Source organism: Pseudocitrobacter cyperus (genome assembly GCF_039889165.1).
Taxonomy (GTDB): domain Bacteria; phylum Pseudomonadota; class Gammaproteobacteria; order Enterobacterales; family Enterobacteriaceae; genus Pseudocitrobacter; species Pseudocitrobacter cyperus.
On sequence record NZ_JAYMYY010000002.1, the window covers coordinates 253,578 to 279,540 of the forward strand.

Sequence of the window (25,963 nt, forward strand, 5' to 3'; positions counted from 1 at the left end):
AAGTTACGCGCCCTTACAGCTTTGCACGGGCGTATTGGCGCCAAAATCATTCACCGTCTGGAAGGTAAACTTCCCGCTTTTACCCGCCGTGTTTAACGTAAGGCTCGCCATTGGCGCAACCATGGTATTCGCAAGCTTTGACGACCCGACACGCAGTTCAACCAGTGAGACATAGTAAGGAGAGGGATTATTTACCGTGATCTTCCCCGCCTGCCGATCGCAGCGTAACGACGCGGGCGCGGCCGTCGAAGGTGTGGGTAAATTCTTTGGACGGACGAAGAGTTTGATCACGCTCTGGGTCGCAATTTGCAGCGTATTGCCCTGAAGTTTGCGCTTATCCACGGAGGGAATGGCTTTGCTGTTGAGAAAGAACACACTCTCCCGGTCGCCAGGCAGCGTCGGCCCCACATACATAATGCGCAGTACATTCTCTTTTTGCGGCGACAGCACAAACAACGGCGGCGTAATAATAAAATCCCCCGAGCGGCTGCCATCGGCGTTCGCCACCCAGGACTGAATCAGGAAGACGTTGCTGGCAGAAGAATTGCTGACCGGTAGCGACGTTTGCTTATCACCCTGAGGGTAGATAACTCGCGTTGCGCCCAGCGCCACACCGCCTGCGTAAGCACCGGGGGCAATACCTGGCGTCAACGCGGCGACGATAAGCACGGGAAAAAGGCGTCGAATACGCCGTAAAAAGGGTGTGGAGACGAATGATTTCATTTTTAATCTTTCAGGGTGAGGCCTTAACCCGCCCTTTGCCGACAAAGGGCGGTGGGGACAAAATCAGGAATAAACCATGCTGAAGGTTGCCGTCGCGGCAACATTACCTGCCGTGGCCGTCCCCGTCGCGATGTAGTCCACGCTCAGCGGAATCGTGTTCTCCCCCTGAATCAGGGTAATCGCGGACGAGGTATCACCGACGTTAAGTGTCTGACCATCCGGGCCATAAAGCTGCAACGCCACGTTGGTTGCTGAACCAGCGCCTGCCGTATTTGCCAGCGCGCCGGTCTGGGAAGGGTCTTCCTGGCCGTTAAAAATAACCGCAGCATTCTGAGTGGTGGAGATGTCGCAATCTTCCAGCTTGATGGTGAAATCTTCTTTCTGATTTGCAGTCATACCCGCGGCGGTTAATTTGGTGGATCGCACCTGGCCCAGCGTCACGGTCTGATCAACGGAGTCTGCTGACACTGAGCAGGCGGCATCCACTACCTGACCGACGAAATTAACGGTACCACCGGAAACCGTCGCGGTATCCGCCAGTGCGGTAATGGATGTCCCGCCAGCCGCGCAAGCGGCAATCAGAATAGCTAAAATAGGCTTTTTCATACGTTCCCTTAAATAGAATTAAATTGAGCTGATTTAAAATAGCGAGCGCCGTCTCCCCCCTACGCTCGCGGTCTCTTTTTTTCCTCAAGAAAAATGTGATGAGTTCTCACGACGGATATCAAACCCGCTCGAGTATTCATCTGTGAGTTATTTAAAATACAATGCGCACTCAACATGCGATTTAATTATTATAAATAGCACATTTAGTTGCAACTCAATAAAGCATCCTTTAAAGGACTGGTGATAACGTGATGATATTCTGAAAAATAATTATAAATAATCACGACTGAAATTATTCCTGTTAATAGGCTAAAGGAAGTTTTCGGACGTAGATTAGCCTCCCGGTTTCAATATCGATATAGCCTCCTTTCTTTAATTCTGAAAGGATCTTCAGAATTCGGCTACGGGAAAGCCCGGTGCGTCGCTGAATGAAACTCATAATACTTATCTGGCTACGATAGGCTTCAGGATAGGCCCAGGCCTCAATCAGTAGCGCTCTGACTTTTATATAAGAATCGACGCCGATCATCTCTTTGCCTCGCGCACTCATAAACACCAGGCGGTGTGCGAGGATCTGCGCCACGTCATGCCACAGCGACTGTTCATTAGCCACGCGGATAAAATCCATCACACTGACAGTACGCCCCAGACAGCGGGTCTCAGCCAGTAAATAGTGTTGCGGCCAGCTTGGCGCTTCGCAGGTCAAGGCGTAGCCATCGACAAGCCCTACCACGGAAGGGGCAAAGATCGTCGTAATGTGAATCTGGCTCTCTCCATGACAAAACGAACAAATGCCATCCTCAAGCAACACCAGCTCCGCATTCTCTTTACTCGTTCCTAACGGAAACTCAGCACCAGCCTCAAGCCGTAACGGTTTACTGATCGGCATGAAAGCCGAAAACAACCCATCTATTGCTGCATAAGGTTTTGTTTGCTGGGAAAAAAGGAACGAATGCAATATATTATCATTATTGTTTTCGATGATGTTAAATTTCATTATTTTCATCAAGTTATAGAGAGGTAAAAAAGAAGATATCTGACAAAAACAGGGCAATCAATTAATTATAAATAACATCATTTTATAGAAATACTTTATCCAAGCGGATAATTGTTGATAAACAAAACTAAAAACAGGTAATCCGTAACACAACCATCATTCAATTGAGTACATTCTTATCATTTATTTTAATTAGTTAAACAACTCGTAACTTAATCGTTAGAAAAGGCGATCCTAAAACAGGATCGCCAGCCACATCAGACATCAATAAAAATAACGCGGCGCGGCATAATATTCGCGCATTTTGTCGGCCAGCCAGCCGCCATCTTCACCATTCGAGTGAATAGTTGTAATGCTGACCGTCGAACCGCCGCCCCATAACACGGAGAACACATTGTAGTCCGGCAGATTCAGAGCCTGCATTTGTCCCCAGTCGTAGCCCTGGTCTTTCGCCAGGAATTGGCCAACCGTCGAAACGCCGTAGGTCGCAGGGTTCAGGGCGCTGTTCAATAGATCCGGGGTGATCGCTGCGATATTGCTGCCTATTCTTTTGTCGCCCATAAAGAACGTACCACCGGAAGCAAAGTGCGTTGCAGTAAGTTTGCTGGTGCCCTCATCGATCGTCGGCATGTGTCCTCCGGGAATTTGCCATAGCATCGCCGGTGCGCTGAGCCGCTTCGCCGTTTGCCTGACCATCTCCAGATAGTTCAGCCAGCAGCGCGCATTCCAGGCATAGTGTGCAATAGCATCGGGACTGAAACAGTCGCGTTCAAATTTATCGAAGGCGATAAAGTCAGGGATGTAGTGTCCGGTATAGACGCCGAGCTCCTGAATAAAATCGGCGATTTGATTGCCCTGCGCCAGCGGATCGGCATTATCCCGCAGCAGCCAGTCGGCCGTCCCCGTCGCCCAGACGTTGGTTTGCCAGCCAAACGCCACATCTGGCGCAAAATGGCGCACGATGTAGTTGATCGCCTGCACATAACCGTAGAGGTCATCACTAAAAACAGGCAGCGCCGGGGCGTTAAAGCCAGGCAGGGACGCCAGTTCACGCACGGCAGCAGCCAGTTGCGCATTTACCTGCACGCTGTTTTTTTGCCGCACGACAGTGTAGCCGTAAGGCTCCTGTTCAATCGCACCAAGGAAATCGGGATTCAGCACAAAGGTGGCCGGAACCGGATGTTCTGCATCTTTATATGACTGCGCGGTGAGGCACTGGGTTATAAAATTGCCAAAGTGATTGTGCAGCTTTTGATTATCCTGCAAATCGCTGAGGGCGCTTCCCCCGCTGGCGTTAGCCGTATAGATAACCATCACCGGCATAACGGCGCGCTTCGCTTCTTTCTCGATCTGGCGGGTTAATGCCACCGTTTTATGCACTGGCAGCAGATTCGCATCCAGGAAACCATCGCCGTTGAGATCCATCTCCCGTGCGGGAATGGGGTCGCCGCCGCCATCAAAACCATCGTACTTAAACAGCGCGCTGAAAGGCACATCGCGATACAGGGTTGTCGTTTCTGCGGCATTCACCGTGACGCCGCCGTGCGCCAGATAAGCTGGCCAGCCACGAACCTGAAGCGGGATACTCTTTTCAAAAGAGAGGGTTATCGCGTTAGTGGCCTGTAACAGACGCAACGGCTGGAGCGCTTCGCAGCGCCAGCGCCCGCCCTGCCAGCTTACATCCGCCACCTCAACACTGTACTGCCCAGGAGAGACAATAAATGGCAGCGTTTGCTGGAAGCTGTCGCTTTGCAGCGCCACAACATACTGAAATTCACCTTGTCCACTGCGGGTACGCAGACGGTAGCGTTGCGGCCCCACGCCCTCGGGTAGACCCAGAACCGTTGCTCGCACATTGACGAAACCGTGCGTGTCGACGGCTGTTTGCTGGAAACCTACGCTAACGTGACAGGCTTCGCCGGTCGTCGCCACAAAGCTGACGGCATGAGCTGGCGTGGTGATGATTTGGTTATTAATTACTGTAGACAGCAGACGTATTTCATAACGCTGACCCGAAATCAGCGTCTCCACCTTCGCCGCGTTTCCCACCGTAAGGGGAAGCGTGCGGACGCATTTTCCGTCATCACTCCAGATCTCCGCCGTCACTTCGCCGCCCGTCAGCGGCGAGCAGGCGAGCATAAGTTCGGCGCTGGCGAACATCACCACCGGCTGATAAGCCACCTGGCAGTACTGAACATCAGCCGACGAGAGAAGCGTCACGGCAATCATCTCGTCAACCGGCGCAAGCTGCATCACCTCATTTTGCAGGGTAAGTACCCGCACACGGTATTGCCCTGCCGCCAGGTTATCTATGCTCAGAGATTCGCCCCAATTGCCGGTAAGCATCTGGCTCTTGCCATCAGCATGCAGCAGTTCGACCATCGGTTTTAGCTCGCTGGCAAGCGACGGAAAGCTCAACACGATTTTTCCCTGACGACCAGGATCGCGGGCCAGCGTCGCCTGCAAATCAGAGAACACCAGCGGCGTTTGCGTCGCCGCCAGATAGCACTCCAGCGTTGCGCTGCGACCTGTGGGCAGCATTTTTTCTGCGCTGTTATGCAGAGTGATGCTGTTTTTCTCGACAGGCCATCCCCCGTCACTGGCGAGTATTGGAGCCTGATCGCCCAGTGCGCTGCCCGCAAACGGGCTGTAAGGATCGGGATGGGCGCTGGCAGTAAACTGAATGTTCAGCTTATTCAAATCGATAGCGCAACTGTAGTGATTAGCAATCGTGAATACCACGCGCTGATACCAGCTTGTGCGATTAAGTTCGCTGGCGCTAATCGTGATGCCCTCTCCGCTAACCGGTTCAGGGATTTTCTCTGGTTCAGGCTGTGGCGCGGGCTTTATCTCTTCTTCCGGCTGTTCAATATCCTCTTCTTCTTGCTCCTCTGGCATACCAACCAGCTTCAGTGAAAAGTCGGACATCACCAGCGGAACCTGAGTAGAAGCAAAACTAAAAAAGAGGGTGCCGCTTTTCCCCGGGTGGAGTAACAGCGCGCCGCTGTTATTAATGGTGATGGTGTTGGCATCCACATTGCCCTGCGGTTCATCATGTAGCGTCAACGGCTGGTTGCCTTTCAGGGTTCCGCCAATATTGCCCCACGGATCGGGATGGCCGGATGCACGAAAACAGATCTGCGCATGGTTGATATCAACAGCGCTGTCGCTGCTGTTAGTCAGCGTTACCGTCACCTTCTGATACCAGCTTTGTACATTGATTTTGCTGGTTTTAATCGTAACGGTGGGTGCTGATGCTCCTTTAACTTCTTTGCTGGTAGCCACTTTAATATCCTTTTAAGTTTGAATTTGGGGCAGACAATTCTGCTGCGCGCATCTTCCTGCGCCCTCATCCCTCTGGCTAATCACAAAACATCATATTTCTAATGAGCCGTAATCTATTTGGCGAAGAGAGTAGATAAATCAGTCACAGAGCCAACTTATTGACATCTTTCATGAAAAAAGAGGAGAGGTTCCGTAACCAGTTAAATAAAATTAATGAGGATATTAACTGTCATTTAATTACGCCTTTTTTATGTGAAAAGGCTCACTCTTTACCGATCAAACAGCAGAAAATAAAAGACAAATGATGGAATAAGCAAAATCCCAAATCTAATATCGCCAGCACAAACAGGAACCACCTATCTAAAGGATGAAGCAATGAAAATGTATTTAATTAATAACAACTGTATTTTTAACGAAGCTCAGTACGAGTTAAAAAATACCAATAACTCACAGGTAATCAGAATGACGGCGATGCGCGCAAAGTGTCTGAGCTACATAATTGAGCATGCAGAAACAGGCGTTATTGACCGCCGTCAGCTTAGCCAGGCGCTGTGGGGAAATCGAAGTGAATTTGTGAGTGATGCCAATTTGACCCAGATACTTTATTTAATCCGTAAGGATTTAAAAAGCATGGGCATTAGCGACCTGATTATTACGATCCCGCGCCAGGGAATACAGGTCAATTCGCAGATTGCGATGAAGCTCCATGAGCCGGTAAAGAAAACATCATTAAAAGAGGTTATTGCGAAGTCAACAAAAACGCTGTTCACCGTAGCGGCGAGTATTTTATTAACCACAACTGTATTTTTTAATATTCACTAAAGGATAAGGAATATCATGAACCCGATTATTGATGGAATTTTAACTACCGAAGGTGGGTATAGCGTTAACCCGAAAGATAGCGGCGGTGAAACCAACTGGGGAATCACGCTAAAAACCGCCCGTGCCTGTGGTTATATGGGCAGTATGCGTGAGATGACGCGGATAGAAGCCTATTCCATTCTGGAGACAAATTACTGGGTTAAACCCGGCTTCGATCTCATCGCCAGAGTCTCGTGGGATGTCGCCTTTGAACTGTGCGATGCAGGCGTTAATATCGGCCCACGCCTTCCCTGCCTATGGCTTCAGCGCTGGCTAAATGTACTGAACCGTGAGCAAAAAGGTTATCGTGATATTAAAGTAGATGGCTGTATCGGCTTAATGACGGTCAATGCACTGGAGGCTCTCCTGCACTGGCGAGGAAAAGAGGGAGAAAATGTTCTGGTGAAAGCATTAAACTGTAGTCAGGGGGCGTACTATCTGAATATCACTGAAGAATCGAGTAAAAATGAAGAGTTCATCTATGGCTGGATAAAAAACAGAGTTGCATAATTTTTGTTATATAACACTTACGGTAAGTTCATGCGCGGTGTCTTGATAGATATTAAGGCCCATGGAAGGGCCTTAATACTAAAAAAAGCACACTCACCTTTTTAAAATGTTGTAATCTTCGAGAAAACGTTTAACCAGTTCACCGAACACTTTCAGGATTGGGCCCGCAAATACGCCACCTAACCCGGCGGCTAATAATACAATATTAAAACTACAATTTTTTTCAATGGCTACGGCACTGAGTAAGAAGCTGGTAAAACATGAGACGACAACTTGAGTCAGACAACTCATAATCCCTTTATTAATATTTTTGGTAGATTTCTTATCAGCCTTAATAAGATAGCTGACGAAACCACCCCATGCGCCAGTTGCCACAATGGTGAAAAGAATTTCCAGTTCCAGCAAAGCAACTTCTGATGTATCCAAATGATTAGCAATAGACATTTTAACCTCCTGTTTCAATGTAGTGGCACAAGATTCAGGCTTTACGGTTAAAAATACTAATCACGATAAATCAACACATGCCAAATATTATCAATCAAGCACAGTGAGCCGCCATTAACGACGGAATGAGGAGAGCGCATGCAGCATTGTCACCAGTTCATCCGTCTCTTTCCGTTTATGGCTGTTGCGGTTCCATGAAGCATAAATGGAAAGCGGTCTTAATGTCAGCTCAGGTGGAGGTTGCACCATTTTTATCGTATAGCGTCGCTGGTTTTTGAAGAACAACGCCAGCTTTAATGGCAGGGTCGCAATAAGCGAGGTACGCTCAACAATACTGATAATGCCGCTGATAGAATCACCGCGATATCCCTGAATGCGCGTCCCTTTGTATAAAGCATCGTCCCCGAGCAGGCTACGTTCGCTGAACACCGTGCTGGAAAAGATACCGGATTGATAAACCGCGTGATGCGCGGAATAGAAGTGATGTAATGAAAGCTGTGACAGTTCCGCCAGCAGATTCTGTTCGCTACAGATACAGACGTAATGTTTAAAGGTGTCAATAAGCTGAAACTCAACCGCCGCATCAACGAGAGGTTCCATACCTATCACCAGATCACACTCTCCCGTTAAGAGCAGCTCCTTCATTTCGGTTAACGGCATATTTCGACCGGAGAAATGACTAATGGCAAAACGCGCAAAAACGTCGTCATGGTTAAGCTGGGAGAGATAATAACTTTCAACGATTTCGCCGCCAAGAACCGAGATTTCGGTGCCGTGACGATGAGGCTGTTCCTCAATGAAGGTGTTATTAATAAGCGCCATCACCTGGCGGAAGGAGTGGTGGATCTCCACCGCTTTCGCGGTAGGAATCAGCCCGTCTTTACCCCGAATAAATAACTCGTCCGGATAAAACCCCTGGAGACGAGTGAGTGCCAAAGAGATAGCGGCGGGAGTAACCGACAGTTTTTTTGCCGCCTTTGCGGCGTTACCTGACGAGATAACAGCATCAAGAACTTTGATTAAATTATAATCAAACTCCTTGTTGGCACCTTTCGATCCCATACGCTGTCAGCCTCTGGCCAATGAAAAGAGGCAATATAGATAATACTTAAGATAAATAAAACATCCGCCACTAAAAACATGCTCATTTAATTATAAATAAACGTAATTCAATTCATGAGAGGAGGCAGGCGTGATGTTTTAAGTTTTAATAAAAATAATTTTAAATAAAACTAACTCATTACATAAAAAAACGCCCGATGATGTTCATCAGGCGCTTTACCGACAGAAAACTGTCAACCTATATCAGGACGAGCCACGGCCATTAGCGTGTTAAGTCATCAAAAAACTTTTTCACGCCATCGAAGAAGCTTTTGGAGCGCGGGCTGTTTTTCTCGCCTGTCGGGCCGCCAAAGCTTTCCTGCAACTCTTTAAGCAATTGCTTCTGCTTGTCGTTCAGGCCGACCGGGGTTTCCACCACCACGCGGCACAGGAGATCGCCCTGCGCACCGCCGCGAACGGATTTAACTCCCTTGCCTCGCATACGGAAGAGTTTACCCGTTTGGGTTTCTCCTGGCACTTTCAGGTTCACGCGGCCATCCAGCGTCGGCACTTCAATTTCACCGCCCAGCGCTGCCATCGCGAAGTTAATCGGCACTTCGCAGTACAGGTTGTTACCCTCACGCTCAAAGATAGCATGCTGTTTCACCTGAACCTGAACGTACAGATCGCCTGCCGGTGCGCCGTGCTCGCCCGCTTCACCTTCGCCGGAGAGACGAATACGATCGCCGGTATCGACGCCTGCCGGAATTTTAACCGACAATGTTTTGGTTTTCTCGATGCGACCATGACCGTGACATTTGTTGCACGGATCTTTAATCAGCGTACCGCGCCCCTGACAATGTGGACAGGTCTGCTGCACCGCAAAGAACCCCTGACGCATCTGTACCTGGCCTGCGCCATGGCAGGTCGGACAGGTTTGCGGCTGCGTACCGGCTTTCGCCCCGCTGCCGTGGCAGACATCGCACTCCTCAAGCGTTGGGATACGGATCTCTTTGGTCACACCACGAACCGCTTCTTCAAGGGTCAATTCCATGTTGTAGCGCAGGTCAGCGCCGCGTGAAGCACGCTGACGACCACGGCCACCGCCGAAGATGTCACCAAATACGTCACCAAAGATATCGCTAAAGTCTGCGCCACCGCCACCAAAGCCGCCGCCGCCGCCCATGCCGCCTTGTTCAAAGGCCGCATGACCGTACTGGTCGTAGGCCGCACGCTTCTGCGCGTCGGTCAGAATTTCGTAAGCCTCTTTAATTTCTTTAAATTTGGCTTCGGCCTCTTTGTCACCCTGATTGCGGTCCGGGTGATATTTCATGGCCAGGCGTTTGTACGCCTTTTTGATTTCACGCTCTTCCGCTGTTTTGGAGACGCCTAAAATCTCGTAATAGTCTTGCTTCGCCATCTTTTTTTATCTGCCCTTAACATGCATGAACGGGCGGAGAGGAAACCTCTTCGCCCGTATCAGTAATTACCCAATCAAAGGGCGATTATTTTTTATCTTTTACTTCTTCGAACTCTGCGTCGACAACGTCGTCATCTTTCGCATTGTTCGCGGAAGCGTCAGCGCCTGCTGCGCCAGCTTGCTGCTGCGCATGCTGCTGCTGAGCGATTTCCATCAGTTTCTGGGAAACCTGCGCCAGCGCCTGCATTTTCGCTTCGATATCCGCTTTGTCTTCGCCTTTCAGAGAACCTTCCAGCGCAGTCAGTGCAGACTCGATAGCCGTTTTGTCGTCAGCCGGTAACTGGTCGCCCGCTTCTTCAACCTGCTTGCGAGTGCTGTGCAGCAGATGGTCGCCCTGGTTACGCGTCTGAACCAGTTCTTCGAACTTACGGTCAGATTCGGCGTTTGCTTCAGCTTCCTGTACCATTTTCTGGATCTCTTCTTCGTTCAGACCGGAAGAAGCCTTAATGGTGATTTTCTGCTCTTTACCGCTGTTTTTGTCTTTCGCGGAAACGTGCAGGATACCGTCAGCATCGATATCGAAGGTGACTTCGATCTGCGGCATGCCGCGCGGTGCCGGGCTGATACCATCCAGGTTGAACTGACCCAGTGATTTGTTATCAGACGCACGTTTACGTTCACCCTGAATCACATGGATGGTTACCGCAGACTGGTTGTCTTCAGCGGTAGAGAACACCTGGCTGTGCTTCGTCGGGATCGTGGTGTTTTTGTTGATGAGCGCAGTCATCACGCCGCCCATGGTTTCGATACCCAGAGACAGCGGGGTAACGTCCAGCAGCAGTACGTCTTTCACTTCACCGGTCAATACACCACCCTGAACTGCCGCGCCGATAGCAACAGCTTCGTCCGGGTTAACGTCTTTACGTGGTTCTTTACCGAAGAACTCAGCAACTTTCTTCTGAACCATCGGCATACGCGTCTGACCACCGACCAGGATAACGTCCTGGATATCAGATACGGACAGACCCGCATCCTGCAGCGCAACTTTCAGCGGCTCGATAGAACGGTTAACCAGGTCTTCTACCAGGCTTTCCAGTTTCGCACGGGTCACTTTAATGTTCATGTGTTTCGGACCGGTTGCGTCTGCGGTGATATACGGCAGGTTCACGTCGGTCTGCTGAGCGGAAGAAAGCTCGATTTTCGCTTTTTCTGCCGCTTCTTTCAGGCGCTGCATGGCCAGCGGGTCGTTACGCAGGTCAATGCCCTGATCTTTCTTAAACTCGTCAACGAGGTAGTTGATCAGACGGGTATCGAAGTCTTCACCACCCAGGTGGGTATCACCGTTGGTTGCCAGAACTTCGAAGGTTTTTTCGCCGTCAACTTCGTCGATTTCGATAATAGAGATATCGAAAGTACCACCACCCAGGTCGTACACCGCGATAGTGCGGTTGCCGACTTCTTTATCCAGGCCGTAAGCCAGTGCGGCAGCGGTCGGTTCGTTGATGATACGTTTTACTTCCAGACCTGCGATACGGCCAGCATCTTTGGTTGCCTGACGCTGCGCATCGTTAAAGTATGCAGGTACGGTGATAACCGCTTCAGTTACCGGTTCACCCAGGTAATCTTCAGCCGTTTTCTTCATTTTTTTCAGCACTTCAGCAGAGATCTGCGGCGGTGCAGTTTTGGTGCCTTTCACATCCAGCCATGCGTCGCCATTGTCTGCGGCAACGATTTTGTACGGCATGATAGAAACGTCACGCTGAACTTCTTCGTCCTGGAAGCGGCGACCAATCAGGCGTTTAATCGCAAACAGGGTGTTTTGCGGGTTTGTCACTGCCTGACGTTTAGCCGGCTGACCAACCAGAGTTTCACCATCCTGGGTATATGCAATGATAGAAGGTGTGGTGCGATCGCCCTCGGCGTTCTCCAGCACACGTGCAGTAGTGCCATCCATAATCGCTACACAAGAGTTGGTAGTACCCAGGTCGATACCAATAATTTTACCCATCTAAACGTCTCCACTAAAAATTCGATCAACATGTGGTTGTGAATCTGTAATAAGGGCGAAACGTGCCGTTTCAACTGCCCTGAATCGTTTTTTTTCAGACTCACCACTGCGGTTGAGTACAAGATGGGGTCGTTACTGAATCCATCAAGGGGGAGAGATAAAAAATTTTTTGTCCCGATAAACAAAAAGAAGAAAAAAAACCTGTAACCCGTTAGATACGTTAAAAAACCGGTCTATCGAAGCAATACAGTAAAACATCGCTTACTCCCCGGTTCGCGGCGCAATATATGCTTTAGCGCAATAGCGGAGTCATCAATGCCGTTAGTGAAGGCATGAAAATGCCAGAGTGCGTGAAGGCTCACTCCCTTTCATACACCGCTATCCCAGACAGAACCATTAAAAATACGCGCCTTCACCTTAATCCCCTTTAAGAGGGGAAATATTTCATTTTCCCCCGCTCAGATCATAGACAGCCATTCATTGCCTGATTATTATGCCGCGCCCCGCTACCTGTAACGTCCAGCGGGGAAATTACTTCACCATTTAATGATGATTTTTTGAGGAATTATGGGCAACACTAAGTTGGCTAATCCGGCTCCGCTGGGTCTGATGGGTTTCGGCATGACCACCATTCTGCTGAACCTGCACAATATTGGGCTTTTCCCGATGGATGGCATCATCCTGGCGATGGGCATTTTTTATGGCGGTATCGCGCAAATCTTTGCCGGACTGCTGGAATTTAAGAAAGGCAATACCTTCGGTTTAACCGCCTTTACTTCCTACGGTTCCTTCTGGTTGACGCTGGTCGCGATTCTGCTGCTGCCGAAAATGGGCCTGGCCGATGCCGCCAACGCACACTTCCTGGGCGTATACCTGGGTCTTTGGGGCGTCTTCACCCTGTTCATGTTCTTCGGTACGCTGAAGGGCGCGCGTATGTTGCAGTTCGTCTTCCTGAGCCTGACCGTGCTGTTCGCACTGCTGGCCATTGGCCACCTGACAGACAACGAAAGCATCGTCCACGTGGCGGGCTGGATTGGCCTGGTATGTGGCGCCAGCGCGATTTACCTGGCGATGGGTGAAGTGCTTAACGAGCAGTTTGGCCGCACCGTGCTGCCGATCGGTGAATCTCACTGATTACTCTTGCTCCTGCCTGTGGCAGGAGCAACGTCTTTCCGGCGTTAGTGTACCAGCGTTTCCAGCGTCTCTTCTGATAACCCCGTCAGGTGCAGAACCTGCATGCGATCGATACCGCTTTCGATCATCGCCTGAGCAATTTTGAATGTGGCCTCTTCACGGCCTTGTTCCAGACCCTGTTCCAGACCTTGTTCAAGACCTTCCTGCCTCAGTTCATCAGCTAATGTCATGATAACGTCTCCCTGCTGTGCTGCGCTTTTCGCCAGCGTGCGAAAGAAAGCGCCTTTATCTGCGGTAAAACCAACCTGTAAGATATAATTCAGCGCCATTCGGAGCTGCTGATCTGAAGTGTATCCCGCCTGCAAAATCTTGACCAGCGACTCCGTCAACGCCATCAGATCGCGCTGACGAATATGCTTTTGCAAAAATTCCAGTATCGCTATCCGACGATGTGTCAAAATCGCGTCATCAGGAACCTCGGTAATATCTACCAGCGGAAAGGGGCCGGAATATATCCGTTTCGCCAATTCCGCATCGGAAAAAGCATCAAACCAGCACATTGAATAGGGATAGGGGCGCGTTGCACCATGATAAAAAAGGATAGGAACCACCAGCGGTAGCGTATCATGCCCCTTCTCAATGTGACGTTGCATCGCCGCCAGCGAGTAACGCATCAGCCGCTGCGTCATCTGCTTATCAGGCTTACTTTGATGCTCGATTAGCGCGTAGATATATCCCTTCTCCCCGTTCATCTGCACTGACCAAAGCACATCAGAATAGCGGATACGCAAATCGTCTTCGATAAAGTTGCCGGACTCCAGCTTCAGCGAACTCAAATCGCAAAGGGCGCGTAAATGCTGCGGAAGATGGATCTCGAGGAAATCACGGGCGGCTTCAGGATGCGTCATCACCTGGCGGAAAAACGCGTCATGCGGCCCTGCTGAGACTTTCCCTGTCATAATATTCCCCTGAAAAACTGACTCGCGGCGCAGTATCTACCCGGCGCGAGCCGTTGTCAGGAGTTCGTTGCTATTCTGGAAGGCTGCTCGTATTTACCGCTCCAGCAGAGCGACTGGCAATGTCATTAATGCATCAGATTCAGGCATTCGCGTCGCGGCGCGCGCTTTTCGGGCGAAATGCAGCAACAACCACAGGGTCAGTCTCAATATAGGGGCCTTCAAGCAGTTGCACACAATACGGCACACTGGCAAAAACACCGTGAACCAGCACGTTGCCATCCGCATCTTTCACGCCTTCCAGCGTTTCCTGAATCGCCTTTGGCTGGCCGGGCAGGTTAAGGATTAGCGCCTGTTTGCGGATCACACCAACCTGTCGGGAGAGAATTGCCGTTGGCACAAAGTGCAGACTCACCTGGCGCATCTGTTCGCCGAAGCCCGGCATCACGCGATCGGCAATCGCCAGCGTTGCATCCGGCGTCACGTCACGACGCGCCGGCCCGGTTCCGCCAGTGGTCAGCACCAGGTGGCAACTCATTTCGTCCACGAGCTCGCACAGAGTTTGCTCGATAATCGGCTGTTCATCCGGTATCAGGCGGGTCTGGAGTTCAAAAGGGGTGGTCAGGGTTTTACTCAACCACTCTTCAAGCGCCGGGATACCTTTATCCTGATAAACGCCGCTGGAAGCGCGGTCAGAGATAGAAACCAGGCCAATACGTAAGGTGTTCATAGTCATTCCGTCCAAACTTGTACTGTCAGGCGAAATGATACACGGGATTGGCGGGCGAACGCATGATGAAGATAAAAAAATAACCCGCCTTCACAAAGAAGCGCGGGTTATTCAGAGTGCGACTATGGCTGAATTACAGCAGGTCGCCGATCATTTTTTCCAGTTTGCCCTGGTCGACAGCAAACTTACGGATGCCTTCCGCCAGTTTATCAACGGCCATCGGATCCTGGTTGTGCTGCCACAGGAACTCAGACTCGGTGATACGCGCCGGACGCGCTTTTACTTCGCCGGTGTAAACCAGTTTACGCTCAATCGCGCCTTCGCTTTCAGAGAGCTCTTTCAGCAGAGCCGGAGCGATGGTCAGACGGTCGCAGCCCGCCAGTTCCAGAATTTCGCCGACATTACGGAAGCTTGCGCCCATCACGACAGTTTCGTAGCCGTGCTGTTTGTAATATTCGTAGATTTCGCTTACGGAAACCACGCCCGGATCTTCTGCCGGTGCGTACTCTTTCTTGTCGGTATTGGCTTTATACCAGTCAAGGATACGCCCTACGAATGGGGAGATCAGGTAAACGCCCGCTTCTGCACAAGCACGCGCCTGCGCGAAGGAGAACAGCAGCGTCAGGTTACAGTTGATGCCGTCTTTTTCCAGTTGCTCAGCGGCACGGATGCCCTGCCAGGTAGAGGCCAGTTTGATCAGGATACGGTCATTGCTGATGCCAGCATCGTTGTAGAGCTTGATCAGGCGTTTCGCCTTGGCGATAGACGCGTCGGTATCATAAGAGAGGCGCGCGTCCACTTCAGTGGAGATACGCCCAGGAACCAGTTTCAGGATTTCCAGGCCGATGTTTACGGCCAGCTTATCAGTTGCATCAACAACCTGCTGCGCGCGATCGCTGCTCTGGCTACGCGCCCAGGCAATCGCTTCATCAATCAGTTTACGATACTCAGGGATCTGAGCGGCACCCAGGATCAGAGAAGGGTTAGTTGTTGCATCCTGCGGCTGGTACAGCTTCATCGCCGCGATGTCTCCGGTGTCAGCCACCACGGTTGTGTACTGACGTAGAGATGTCAATTTGTCCGTCATGATAGTGTTTCTCTTTAAATAGCTGTTAGGGGGATGTAACCGGTCTTCTTCGATGATATCACGCCCCGCCCTTTGCGCAACTGCCGGAGCCTCGAGAGCGCAGAGTATGATAAACTGGGACATTGAACATTCAGGGCTGACAACGGTTCGCCCGTAAAATGGTAACGCTTACATGGGCTGAATCGAATCGTGCTTATGACGATAATTTCCGTATTCCAGCCCCTGTTTCGGCATAAACAAGAGGACGTTTAATGCCTGATTTTCTTTCTTTTATCGGCGAAATCCTTTGGGGTTCCGTGATGATCTACCTGCTCCTCGGATGTGGAGTCTGGTTTACCTGGCGAACAGGGTATATTCAGTTTCGTTATATCCGCCAGTTTGGCAGAAGTCTGAAAGGCAGCCTGACGCCACAACAAGGCGGGTTAACCTCCTTTCAGGTTCTTTGCATCAGTCTGGCCGCTCGCGTCGGCAGCGGTAACCTGGCGGGCGTCGCCATCGCCATTACCGTCGGCGGGCCCGGCGCCGTCTTCTGGATGTGGATGTCGGCCATTGTCGGCATGGCCAGCAGCTTCGCGGAATCTTCACTGGCGCAGCTCTACAAAGAAAAAGATGCCGCAGGCCATTTTCACGGCGGCCCCGCCTGGTATATGGAACGCGGGCTGGGGATGCGCTGGATGGGCGTGGTGTTCTCGATTTTCCTGCTGCTGGCCTATGGTCTGATTTTTAATACCGTCCAGGCCAATTCAATGGCGCGCGCACTGGAATTTGCCTTCGATACACCGAAACTTATCACTGGCATCATCGGCGGATTGCTGGTGATGCTGTTCATCACCCGCACCCTGAAAAATATCGCGCGAATGATGCAGTGGGTCGCACCGTTGATGTCGATTCTGTGGGTTGGCGCCAGTCTGGCGATCACCTTATGGCATGCAGTGGAGGTGCCGGCGCTATTAGAGATGATAGTTCGCAGCGCCTTTGGCTGGCAGGAGGCCGCCGCAGGCGCGGTGGGCTACACCATCAGCCAGGCCTTAACTAACGGTTTCCAGCGCGGGATGTTTTCCAACGAAGCAGGAATGGGCTCTACGCCAAATATCGCCGCGGCTGCCACTTCCTGGCCACCGCACCCTGCGGCGCAGGGCATCGTGCAGATGATCGGCGTTTTTATTGATACCATCATCATTTGTAGCGCCAGTGCCATGGTGGTGTTGCTCTCCGGGCACGATACAGAAATCGTCACCCACAGCGGTATTCACTTAATTCAGCAGTCAATGGCCATGCTGGTTGGCAACTGGGGGGCCGGCTTTGTCGCCTTTATCATGGCGCTGTTCGCGCTGACGTCGATTACCGGGAACTATCTTTACGCCAAAAATAACCTCTATTTTTTACATCTGCATTCACGAACCAACATCTGGATTTTACGTATTGTGACGGTACTGATGGTGCTGGCCGGGAGCCTGCTCAGCCTGCCGATAGTCTGGCAACTGGCAGACGTGATTATGGCGCTAATGGCCATCACTAACCTGACGGCGCTGCTGCTGCTCTCTCCGGTCATCCGCATCATCGCCCGAGACTATCTGCGCCAGCGCAAGCTGGGCGTACGGCCGGTATTCAACGCCCGCTATTATCCGGATATCGAACAACAGCTTGCGCCCGGGGCGTGGGATGAGACGCCGCGCGAGTAGCGCGGCAATCGCAGCAATCGATCCGCTCACACGCTTTTTTTGTTAAAGTTGAGTGAAATTTTTAGTAAGGACTGGATATGCTGATTCTGATCTCACCCGCGAAGACGCTCGATTATCAAAGCGAGCTGGCGACCACGCGCTACACCCAGCCCGAGCTGCTGGACTACTCTCAGCAACTGATTCGCGAAGCGCGGAAGCTTTCCGCGCCGCAAATCAAAAAGCTGATGGGCATCAGCGACAAACTGGCCGACCTGAACGCCACCCGCTTTCACGACTGGCAGCCTGATTTCACCCCAGACAACGCTCGCCAGGCCATCCTGGCGTTCAAAGGGGACGTCTATACCGGTCTTCAGGCCGAAACCCTCAGCGAGGCTGATTTCGATTTTGCCCAGCAGCACCTGCGTATGCTCTCCGGGCTTTACGGCGTTCTGCGTCCGCTGGATCTGATGCAGCCCTATCGCCTTGAAATGGGCATTCGTCTGGAGAACGCCCGCGGGAAAGATCTCTACCAGTTCTGGGGGGAGATAATCACCGAAAAGCTGAACACCGCGCTGGCTGCGCAAGGCGATGACATCATTGTTAACCTGGCATCAGATGAGTATTTCAAATCAGTGAAACCGAAGGTGCTAAAGGGTCGCATCATCAAGCCGGTCTTTCTCGATGAGAAAAACGGTAAGTTTAAGGTGATTAGTTTCTATGCGAAGAAAGCGCGCGGGCTGATGAGCCGCTTTATTATTGAGAATCGCCTGAGCAAACCGGAGCAGTTAACCGCGTTTAACAGTGAAGGGTATTTCTTTGATGAGGCATCATCCACGCCGGATGAGCTGGTGTTTAAGCGCCACGAGTAATGTAAACGCCGGGTGACGCAATGTCACCCGGCGACGAATTAATGGTGCCCCTTACCCGGGCCGTCATGCTTATCTTTGTACTTGTGCTTATCACGATTGTCATGATGCGGTTTTGGCGGTTTGTTATGCGCATGCCAGCGGTTGTCACGCCACTCATAATGGTCATTCCAGTAATCACGGTCGCGCCAGTGGCCGCCATCCCAGTAGTTGCCGTTATTATCGCGGTCGCCAATTTGTAGCTTTACAGCCGGAATCAGTGTGATTTCTTCCGCCTGAACCATCGCCGGAGCCACCAGCATCATAGAAAGTGCAAGGATCACGGGTTTCAACTTCGACATAGGTTATTCCTCATTTATCATCTGCCTTTCGGCCTATGAGGTAAGAATAACCCCATAGAACGACGGTTGTTATTCTCCGCAATCCTATTCTGTGATCGCCCGCATCTATTGATAATTTCTGCGTTTTTCCTGCTTTATTCTTCCACGTTCTCTCCACAATTGCCCGTTAACCGGGCAATCTGGAGATAGCGTGATACCGATTACGCCTGACGCATCATCAACTGGCGCAATGCCGCAAAATCTGCCGGCAGGTTATGGGAGAGCAGCGGCAGGTCGGCGCGGTCTGCCAGTTCTTTCGGCAACGGCAGCGTTTCCTGAAGGATCTCTTCAACACTTTCTTTGAATTTAGCCGGATGCGCCGTACCGAGGAACAGGCCGTATTCCCCTGGGTTGAGCTGATCGCGCAGGGCTCGGTAAGCCACCGCCGCATGCGGCTCCGAGAGATAGCCCAGTTCTTTCAGTTCACGCATGGTCGCTTTGGTGGTTTCATCGTCCACCGCCGCATAGCCCAGCTCGTTCAGACGCCAGATTTTACGCCGGAACAGCTCCTCCACGCGCGGCCAGTTGTTCGGCTGGCTGACGTCCATCGCATTCGATAGCGTCGCCTGGGTCGATTTCGGCGCCCATTCACCCTGTTGCAGGAAGCGCGGAACGGTGTCATTGGCGTTAGTCGCAGCGATAAAGCGTTTCACCGGCAGGCCGAGGGATTTCGCCAGCAGCCCTGCGGTCAGGTCGCCGAAGTTACCGCTTGGCACAGAGACCACCAGTTGGTTACGGGCTTCCTGCGGCAGTTGCGCCACCGCTTCGAAGTAGTAGCAAATCTGCGCCAGCAGGCGGCTGATGTTGATGGAGTTCGCAGAGTTAAGCCCCAGCGCCACTTTCAGCTCTTCGTCATCAAACGCCTGTTTCACCAGCGCCTGGCAGGCATCAAAATCACCGTCGATGGCCACCGTTTCAATGTTGCCGCCCAGGGTACAGAACAGTTTTTCCTGCAACGGGCTGATTTTGCCTTGCGGGTAGAGGATCACCACGCGAACGTTCGGCAGGCCGTAGAACGCATGCGCCACTGCCGCCCCGGTATCACCGGACGTTGCGGTCAGGATAGTCACCGGTTTGTCGCCGCTGATATGGGTCAGCATCTGCGCCATAAAGCGGCCGCCGAAGTCTTTAAACGCCAGGGTCGGGCCGTGGAACAGCTCCAGGCAACCAACGTCTTCCTGCACCTGGCTTACCGGCGCCGGGAAAGCAAAGGCTGCGCGAACACGCTCTTCCAGCAGCTCCTGCGGGATTTCATCGCCGATAAACGCGGAGAGGATTTTCGCGCTACGTGGCACGAAATCCATTTCCAGCATCGCATCCACCTCGGTGAGGTTGAACTCCGGCAGGTCGTGCGGGAAAAACAGCCCCTGATTCTTACCCAGGCCCTGAGTAACGGCCTGCGCAAAGCTGACCTGCTCGTTGTGATCTTTTAAGTTATAGAGTTTCATCGGTTATCCCACTACTCGTGCGCCCGCCGTGTCCAGCCGGCAAATATGAACGAAGCCTTCCTGATTTTGCAGATAGTGTTTGCCCAGCCAGTCGGCCACGCGCTGCGCGGTTTCGGGTTTGTCACAAAGGGCGAACAGCGTCGGCCCGGAACCGGAGATACCACAGGCAAGCGCGCCGATCTCCGCCACCGCCTGGCGCGCCTGGCTGAAGCCCGGCAGCAGTTTGGTGCGATAGGGTTCGGCAATCACATCTTTCATCAATTTCGCCGCCAGCAGAGGCTGACGGGAATAACAGGCATGAATAAAACCGGCCAGATGGCGGCCATGCGCAATACAGTCCTGGCGACGATACTGAGCGGGCAAAATCGCCCGCGCTTCCGCCGTCGACACTTTGATGCCGGGGTACGCCAGCACCCACAGCCATTCATCAAACCCCGGAACCTGCTGGCTGATGATGCCGTTTTCTTCAATCATTAGCTGCATGCCGCCCAGATAGCACGGCGCGACGTTGTCGTAATGCACGCTGCCAGAGATACGCCCTTCCATCTCGCCCATCAGGGCCAGCATGCGGGTTTCGTCGAGCGGCTTACCGCAAAATTCATTCAACGCCACCAGCGCCGCTACCACGGAACAGGCGCTGGAACCCAGCCCGGAACCAATCGGCATGTTTTTTTCCAGCGTCATCGCCACCGGAACGGTTTTGCCAATCTCCTGGCAGTAGCGTTCCCAACACTGGTAAACAATATTCTCTTTCGGCTCGTGCGGTAATTTATCGGCAAAGCGCCCGACATTACGCAGGCTGAAACTTTCCGCCGCGTCTACCGACACGTTATCACCCAACAGGCTTCCGTCGACAGGCGTCACCGCCGCGCCTAATACATCGAACCCGACGCTCATATTGGCACTGGAAGCCGGGGCATATACTTTGACCATCTTAAACTCCTAACTTCCATGACAGGGTACGTAACAGGTCAGCGAACACCCCGGCGGCCGTGACGTCGTTCCCCGCACCGTAGCCGCGCAGTACCAGCGGCAGCGGTTGATAATAGTGGCTGTAAAACGCCAGCGCGTTCTCGCCGTTTTTGACCTTATAGAGCGGATCGTTACCGTCGACGGCGTCGATCTTCACGCGACACACGCCATCTTCGTCAATGTTGCCAACGTAGCGCAGCACTTTGCCTTCATCGCGCGCTTTCGCCACACGGGCAGAAAAGTCGTCATCCAGTTGCGGCAGACGCGCCATAAAGCTCTCAGTGTCGCCTGAAGCGTCAAAGTTTTCAGGCAGCACCGACTCCACCACAATATCATTCAATTCGAGGCTACGTCCGGTTTCGCGGGCTAAAATAAGTAGCTTGCGCGCCACATCCATCCCCGAGAGGTCATCACGCGGGTCGGGTTCGGTATAGCCCATCTCGCGCGCCACTGCCGTCGCTTGCGAGAAACTCATGCCTTCATCCAGCTTGCCGAAGATAAACGACAGAGAGCCCGAAAGGATACCGGAGAAGCGTTGCAGTTCATCACCTGCGTTGAGCAGGTTTTGCAGGTTCTCAATAACCGGCAAACCCGCGCCAACGTTAGTGTCGTACAGGAATTTACGCCGTGATTTCTCTGCCGCATGGCGCAACTGGTGATAGTAGTCCATCGACGAGGTATTGGCCTTTTTGTTCGGCGTGACCACGTGGAAGCCTTCGCGCAGGAAGTCGGCGTATTGATCCGCAACCGCCTGGCTGGAGGTACAGTCGACAATCACCGGGTTGAGCAGGTGATACTCTTTCACCAGGCGGATCAGGCGGCCAAGGTTAAAAGGTTCTTTTGCTTCAGCCAGTTCAGACTGCCAGTTCTCCAGATTCAAACCATGAACACTGGTGAGCAACGCTTTTGAATTTGCCACGCCGCAAACACGCAGGTCGATATGTTTGTTCTTCAGCCACGCCTGTTGGCGCTTAATTTGTTCCAGCAGCGCCCCGCCGACGCCGCCGACGCCCACCACAAACACTTCAATCACCTGATCGGTATTAAACAGCATCTGATGAGTAACGCGCACGCCGGTGGTGGCATCATCGTTGCTGACCACCACGGAAATAGAGCGCTCGGACGAGCCCTGGGCAATCGCCACAATATTAATATTGGCGCGTGCCAGGGCGGCAAAGAATTTCGCTGAGATCCCGCGCAGGGTGCGCATACCATCGCCGACCACGGAGATGATCGCCAAACGCTCCATAATCGCCAGCGGCTCCAGCAGCCCCTCTTTCAGCTCCAGATAAAACTCATCTTCCATCGCTTTCTTCGCCCGCGCGCAGTCGCTTTGCGGCACACAGAAGCTGATGCTGTATTCGGATGAAGACTGCGTAATCAGCACCACGGAGATCCCCGCTCGCGACATGGTGGCGAATACACGCGCCGCCATGCCGACCATGCCCTTCATCCCCGGCCCGGAGACGCTGAACATCGCCATATTATTGAGGTTCGAGATCCCCTTAACCGGCAGTTCGTCATCAACGCTACTGCCACCGATAAGCGTACCGGGTGCTTGTGGGTTTCCGGTGTTTTTAATCAGGCAAGGGATCTGGAACTGGGCGATGGGGGCAATGGTACGAGGGTGGAGAACTTTAGCGCCGAAATAGGAGAGCTCCATTGCCTCCTGATACGACATGCTTTTCAGCAGGCGGGCGTCCGGGACTTGCCTTGGGTCGCAGGTATAAACACCGTCGACATCAGTCCAGATTTCGCAACAGTCGGCGCGCAAACAGGCGGCAAGCACGGCGGCGGAGTAATCCGAGCCATTACGCCCAAGCACAACCAGTTCGCCCTTCTCATTGCCCGCGGTAAACCCGGCCATCAGGATCATGTGATTCACCGGGATCTGGCTGGCGGCGATGCGACGGGTGGATTCAGCGATATCCACGGTGGATTCGAGGTAATGGCCTGTCGCCAGCAGTTTTTCGACCGGATCGATAACCGTCACGCCGTGACCACGAGCACGCAGCAGCCCCGCCATGATCGCGATAGAGAGTTTTTCACCACGGCAAATCAGCCCGGCGTTAACGCCGTCCGGGCACTGACCCAGCAGGCTAATCCCATGCAGAATATGTTTAATCTGAGCAAATTCGCTGTCGACGGTTTGTTTTAGTTCAGCCAGCGGGAACCCCGGCTGAGCCGCAGCAAGCCCATGAAGAAGTTCGGAAAAAATGCGCTCGGCATCGTCGATATTGGAGAGAGCGTCCAGCCCGCCGATGGTCTTTTCAATCATCGCCACCAGATGGTTAGTAATTTTCGCCGGGGCAGAGAGCACGGTCGCCACCTGCCCCTGCCTGGCATTACTCTCCAGGATATCGGCAACACGCAGAAAGCGTTCTGCATTTGCCACTGATGTACCGCCGAACTTCAAGACTCGCATGGTTGTTCCCTCGTTTCCTTTAGTCGAAAAAAAAGCCCGCACTGTTCGGTGCGGGCTTTTTTCTGTGTTTCCTGTACGCGTCAGCCCGCACCGTTACCTGTGGTAATAGTGGTGGTTGTCATGGTGATAATGATGCTGATGCGAATCATGGATGTTGTGTGCTCTGTTATTTTTACGCTGTCTGTGCGCTGTACCTATATTGGTTAAAGTATCTGCCCGTTTAAGTCAACGAATTTTTAAGTTCGTCACGCTTCGCAACCTTTTCACATCACGCCACTCACGCGGAATTTTTTAACTTTATAACCCAACATTTCCGCAACAAAGCAGCCCTTTGAACCAAAAAACAAAAAACCAACAGAATTTTACTCTGGTAGTTTTTTTTCAATATCATGGAGCAAACGATGTAACATTGCCGTATCGCGCTGTTCAAGTAAGCCGATTCGCTGTTGCAGCCAGTCAGCCAGTTTTACATCTCCGGCAACGTCCAGATGCGTCAGCAACGCAGTGATGCGCTCGCGCAGTGCCTGAAGCTGATTGTCCTGAACAACGGCCGCCGTCTGCGGCAGATGTTGCAATAACGAAGAGAGCTGGTAGCAGTAAACCATTACCGCCTGCCCGAGGTTGAGCGAAGGGTAATCAGCCACCATCGGCACGCCGGTTAACACATCAGCAAGCGCCAGTTCTTCGTTAGTTAACCCTGAATCTTCCCGGCCAAATACCAGCGCGGCATGCCCCATCCACTGCGCTTTCTCTTCCAGCATCGGCAAAAGTTCCTGCGGCGTGGCGTAGTAATGGAACTTTGCGCGGCTACGCGCGGTCGTAGCAATAGTAAAATCAACGTCATACAGCGCATCGGCAAGTGTGGAATAACAGGTAATGTTATCAATTATATCGCCAGAGCCGTGGGCGACCCAGCGGGTGGCGGGCTCAAGGTGAGCCACGCTGTCTACGATGCGCAGGTCACTAAAGCCCATGGTTTTCATGGCTCTGGCGGCGGCGCCGATATTTTCAGCTCTTGCTGGTGAAACCAGCACTATCGATAAGCGCATTTAAAGTTCTCTTCATAACGGGCACGCGGCAAAAATGTGATGCAGTTCAACATATTGCGCAGCGCGAATTTACAAAAATGCAACAAAAATCACTGAAATGATGTTTCATAACATATAAAAAACGCTAAACTATTCAGCTCTGAAACTATGTGTTTTAATGTTAACAGAGCTTATATATCCCTATGTTTATAAATACTATTTTCGTGCCACTTAGCTTATAGACATTGGATTCAACGCGTTTATCAGTTAATCTACGCAACTAATTGAGTTGTGGAAATAATGTGACAAGCGTTAGCATTTAGCAGCGATGATTTCACCAAACTGTTAACGTGCTACAATTGAACTTGATATATGTCAACGAAGCGTAGGTTTATTGGCTGTCTGGTGCCTCTTAGCCTGTTATGTTGCTGTTAAAATGGTTAGGATGACAACCGTTTTTGACACTGTCGGGTCCAGAGGGAAAGTGCCCACGACCAAGCTAATGATGTTGTTGACGTTGATGGAAAGTGCATCAAGAACGCAATTACGTACTTTAGTCATGTTACGCCGGTGATGTTAATTTACGACATACATCAGGCAGGTCAGGGACTTTTGTACTTCCTGTTTCGATTTAGTTGGCAATTTAGGTAGCAAACATGCAGACCCCGCACATTCTTATCGTTGAAGACGAGTTGGTAACACGCAACACGTTAAAAAGTATTTTCGAAGCAGAAGGCTACGATGTTTTCGAAGCGACCGATGGCGCGGAAATGCATCATATCCTCTCTGAGAATGATATCAACCTGGTGATCATGGATATCAACCTGCCAGGGAAAAACGGCCTTCTGCTGGCACGCGAACTCCGCGAGCAAGCAAACGTAGCGCTGATGTTCCTGACCGGGCGCGACAATGAAGTCGACAAAATCCTCGGCCTGGAAATCGGTGCTGACGATTACATCACCAAACCGTTCAACCCGCGTGAACTGACCATCCGTGCGCGTAACCTGCTCTCCCGTACCATGAACCTGGGTACTGTGAGCGAAGAGCGCCGCAGCGTGGAAAGCTATAAGTTCAACGGTTGGGAACTGGACATCAACAGCCGTTCTCTGGTGAGCCCTAACGGTGAGCAGTATAAGCTGCCGCGTAGCGAATTTCGCGCGATGCTGCACTTCTGCGAAAACCCAGGCAAAATTCAGTCTCGTGCTGAACTGCTGAAGAAAATGACCGGTCGCGAGCTGAAGCCGCATGACCGTACCGTTGACGTGACCATTCGTCGTATTCGTAAGCATTTCGAATCTACGCCGGACACGCCGGAAATCATTGCCACTATTCATGGTGAAGGTTACCGCTTCTGCGGCGAACTGCAGGAATAATTAAAAAC

General features: G+C 51.8%; 24 protein-coding genes and 1 other annotated feature. Of the genes, 6 read left to right on the top strand and 18 right to left on the bottom strand.

The window, feature by feature from the left end; translation table 11 throughout:
* Positions 1–3: 3 nt before the first annotated feature.
* The 4 genes from VSR74_RS09950 to VSR74_RS09965 form a co-directional block, all read right to left on the bottom strand.
* Positions 4–723, bottom strand: coding sequence for a fimbria/pilus periplasmic chaperone (locus tag VSR74_RS09950; protein ID WP_347794580.1), 720 nt, complete (start codon positions 721–723; stop codon positions 4–6).
* Positions 724–786: 63 nt separating this feature from the next.
* Entirely contained in the window at positions 787–1,329 is a 543-nt protein-coding gene (locus VSR74_RS09955; protein ID WP_347794581.1) for a fimbrial protein BcfA, read from the bottom strand.
* A gap of 301 nt (positions 1,330–1,630) precedes the next feature.
* The gene (locus VSR74_RS09960; protein ID WP_411914247.1) at positions 1,631–2,338 is read right to left on the bottom strand and encodes a winged helix-turn-helix transcriptional regulator; all 708 of its coding nucleotides are present in this window, start codon (positions 2,336–2,338) and stop codon (positions 1,631–1,633) included.
* Between the two features lie 252 nt (positions 2,339–2,590).
* A complete protein-coding gene (locus VSR74_RS09965; RefSeq protein WP_347794583.1) occupies positions 2,591–5,611 on the bottom strand; it encodes a chitinase in 3,021 nt (1,006 codons plus the stop codon).
* A gap of 375 nt (positions 5,612–5,986) precedes the next feature.
* Between VSR74_RS09965 and VSR74_RS09970 the strand changes: the two genes are divergently transcribed.
* Both VSR74_RS09970 and VSR74_RS09975 read left to right on the top strand, forming a co-directional pair.
* Positions 5,987–6,433: a winged helix-turn-helix domain-containing protein gene (locus VSR74_RS09970; protein WP_347794584.1), complete on the top strand. Its 447-nt coding sequence runs from the start codon at positions 5,987–5,989 to the stop codon at positions 6,431–6,433.
* Positions 6,434–6,448: 15 nt separating this feature from the next.
* Entirely contained in the window at positions 6,449–6,982 is a 534-nt protein-coding gene (locus VSR74_RS09975) for a glycoside hydrolase family 108 protein (protein ID WP_347794585.1), read from the top strand.
* Between the two features lie 93 nt (positions 6,983–7,075).
* On the opposite strand, the gene VSR74_RS09980 is transcribed toward VSR74_RS09975, so the two are convergent.
* The 4 genes from VSR74_RS09980 to dnaK all read right to left on the bottom strand — a co-directional run bounded on the left by VSR74_RS09980 (position 7,076) and on the right by dnaK (position 11,895).
* A complete protein-coding gene (locus VSR74_RS09980) occupies positions 7,076–7,426 on the bottom strand; it encodes a phage holin family protein (protein WP_347794586.1) in 351 nt (116 codons plus the stop codon).
* Between the two features lie 114 nt (positions 7,427–7,540).
* Entirely contained in the window at positions 7,541–8,488 is a 948-nt protein-coding gene (locus tag VSR74_RS09985) for a LysR family transcriptional regulator (RefSeq protein WP_347794587.1), read from the bottom strand.
* 262 nt (positions 8,489–8,750) lie between these two features.
* Entirely contained in the window at positions 8,751–9,887 is a 1,137-nt protein-coding gene (dnaJ, locus tag VSR74_RS09990; RefSeq protein ID WP_347794588.1) for a molecular chaperone DnaJ, read from the bottom strand.
* An 85-nt stretch (positions 9,888–9,972) separates the two neighbouring features.
* Positions 9,973–11,895 carry a molecular chaperone DnaK gene (gene dnaK / locus VSR74_RS09995; RefSeq protein ID WP_347794589.1) on the bottom strand — a complete coding sequence of 641 codons (1,923 nt, stop codon included), beginning with the start codon at positions 11,893–11,895 and terminating at the stop codon, positions 9,973–9,975.
* 567 nt (positions 11,896–12,462) lie between these two features.
* On the opposite strand from dnaK, the gene satP reads away from it, so the two are divergent.
* Positions 12,463–13,029 (top strand): acetate uptake transporter, encoded by a 567-nt coding sequence (satP, locus tag VSR74_RS10000; protein ID WP_347794590.1) that lies wholly within the window; start codon positions 12,463–12,465, stop codon positions 13,027–13,029.
* Between the two features lie 44 nt (positions 13,030–13,073).
* Here the strand turns inward: satP and VSR74_RS10005 are convergent, their stop codons facing one another.
* The 3 genes from VSR74_RS10005 to tal all read right to left on the bottom strand — a co-directional run bounded on the left by VSR74_RS10005 (position 13,074) and on the right by tal (position 15,802).
* Positions 13,074–13,988 (bottom strand): Rpn family recombination-promoting nuclease/putative transposase, encoded by a 915-nt coding sequence (locus VSR74_RS10005; protein WP_347794591.1) that lies wholly within the window; start codon positions 13,986–13,988, stop codon positions 13,074–13,076.
* Positions 13,989–14,127: 139 nt separating this feature from the next.
* Positions 14,128–14,715, bottom strand: coding sequence for a molybdopterin adenylyltransferase (gene mog, locus VSR74_RS10010; protein ID WP_347794592.1), 588 nt, complete (start codon positions 14,713–14,715; stop codon positions 14,128–14,130).
* A 133-nt stretch (positions 14,716–14,848) separates the two neighbouring features.
* Complete coding sequence (gene tal / locus VSR74_RS10015) at positions 14,849–15,802, bottom strand: transaldolase (RefSeq protein ID WP_347794593.1); 954 nt, start codon at positions 15,800–15,802, stop codon at positions 14,849–14,851.
* 251 nt (positions 15,803–16,053) lie between these two features.
* Here tal and VSR74_RS10020 point away from each other — a divergent pair, with 251 nt between their 5' ends.
* A complete protein-coding gene (locus VSR74_RS10020) occupies positions 16,054–17,484 on the top strand; it encodes an alanine/glycine:cation symporter family protein (protein ID WP_347794594.1) in 1,431 nt (476 codons plus the stop codon).
* A 77-nt stretch (positions 17,485–17,561) separates the two neighbouring features.
* Complete coding sequence (yaaA, locus tag VSR74_RS10025) at positions 17,562–18,332, top strand: peroxide stress protein YaaA (protein WP_347794595.1); 771 nt, start codon at positions 17,562–17,564, stop codon at positions 18,330–18,332.
* A gap of 38 nt (positions 18,333–18,370) precedes the next feature.
* Here yaaA and VSR74_RS10030 read toward each other — a convergent pair whose 3' ends face one another.
* From VSR74_RS10030 to yjjY, 7 genes are all read right to left on the bottom strand, one after another.
* On the bottom strand, positions 18,371–18,670 hold the full coding sequence (locus VSR74_RS10030; protein ID WP_347794596.1) for a DUF2502 domain-containing protein: 300 nt from the start codon (positions 18,668–18,670) through the stop codon (positions 18,371–18,373).
* Between the two features lie 200 nt (positions 18,671–18,870).
* Positions 18,871–20,157 (bottom strand): threonine synthase, encoded by a 1,287-nt coding sequence (gene thrC, locus VSR74_RS10035; RefSeq protein ID WP_347794597.1) that lies wholly within the window; start codon positions 20,155–20,157, stop codon positions 18,871–18,873.
* Between the two features lie 3 nt (positions 20,158–20,160).
* Entirely contained in the window at positions 20,161–21,090 is a 930-nt protein-coding gene (gene thrB, locus VSR74_RS10040) for a homoserine kinase (protein ID WP_347794598.1), read from the bottom strand.
* Position 21,091: 1 nt separating this feature from the next.
* Positions 21,092–23,554 carry a bifunctional aspartate kinase/homoserine dehydrogenase I gene (thrA, locus tag VSR74_RS10045; protein WP_347794599.1) on the bottom strand — a complete coding sequence of 821 codons (2,463 nt, stop codon included), beginning with the start codon at positions 23,552–23,554 and terminating at the stop codon, positions 21,092–21,094.
* A gap of 25 nt (positions 23,555–23,579) precedes the next feature.
* Positions 23,580–23,696, bottom strand: a sequence feature (Thr leader region).
* A complete protein-coding gene (gene thrL / locus VSR74_RS23240; RefSeq protein ID WP_411914251.1) occupies positions 23,635–23,703 on the bottom strand; it encodes a thr operon leader peptide in 69 nt (22 codons plus the stop codon). It overlaps the preceding feature by 62 nt.
* 213 nt (positions 23,704–23,916) lie before the next feature.
* Entirely contained in the window at positions 23,917–24,603 is a 687-nt protein-coding gene (locus VSR74_RS10050; RefSeq protein ID WP_347794600.1) for a tRNA/rRNA methyltransferase, read from the bottom strand.
* 399 nt (positions 24,604–25,002) lie between these two features.
* Complete coding sequence (yjjY, locus tag VSR74_RS10055) at positions 25,003–25,143, bottom strand: YjjY family protein (RefSeq protein WP_001622273.1); 141 nt, start codon at positions 25,141–25,143, stop codon at positions 25,003–25,005.
* 95 nt (positions 25,144–25,238) lie between these two features.
* On the opposite strand from yjjY, the gene arcA reads away from it, so the two are divergent.
* The gene (gene arcA / locus VSR74_RS10060; protein ID WP_347794601.1) at positions 25,239–25,955 is read left to right on the top strand and encodes a two-component system response regulator ArcA; all 717 of its coding nucleotides are present in this window, start codon (positions 25,239–25,241) and stop codon (positions 25,953–25,955) included.
* Positions 25,956–25,963: the final 8 nt, after the last annotated feature.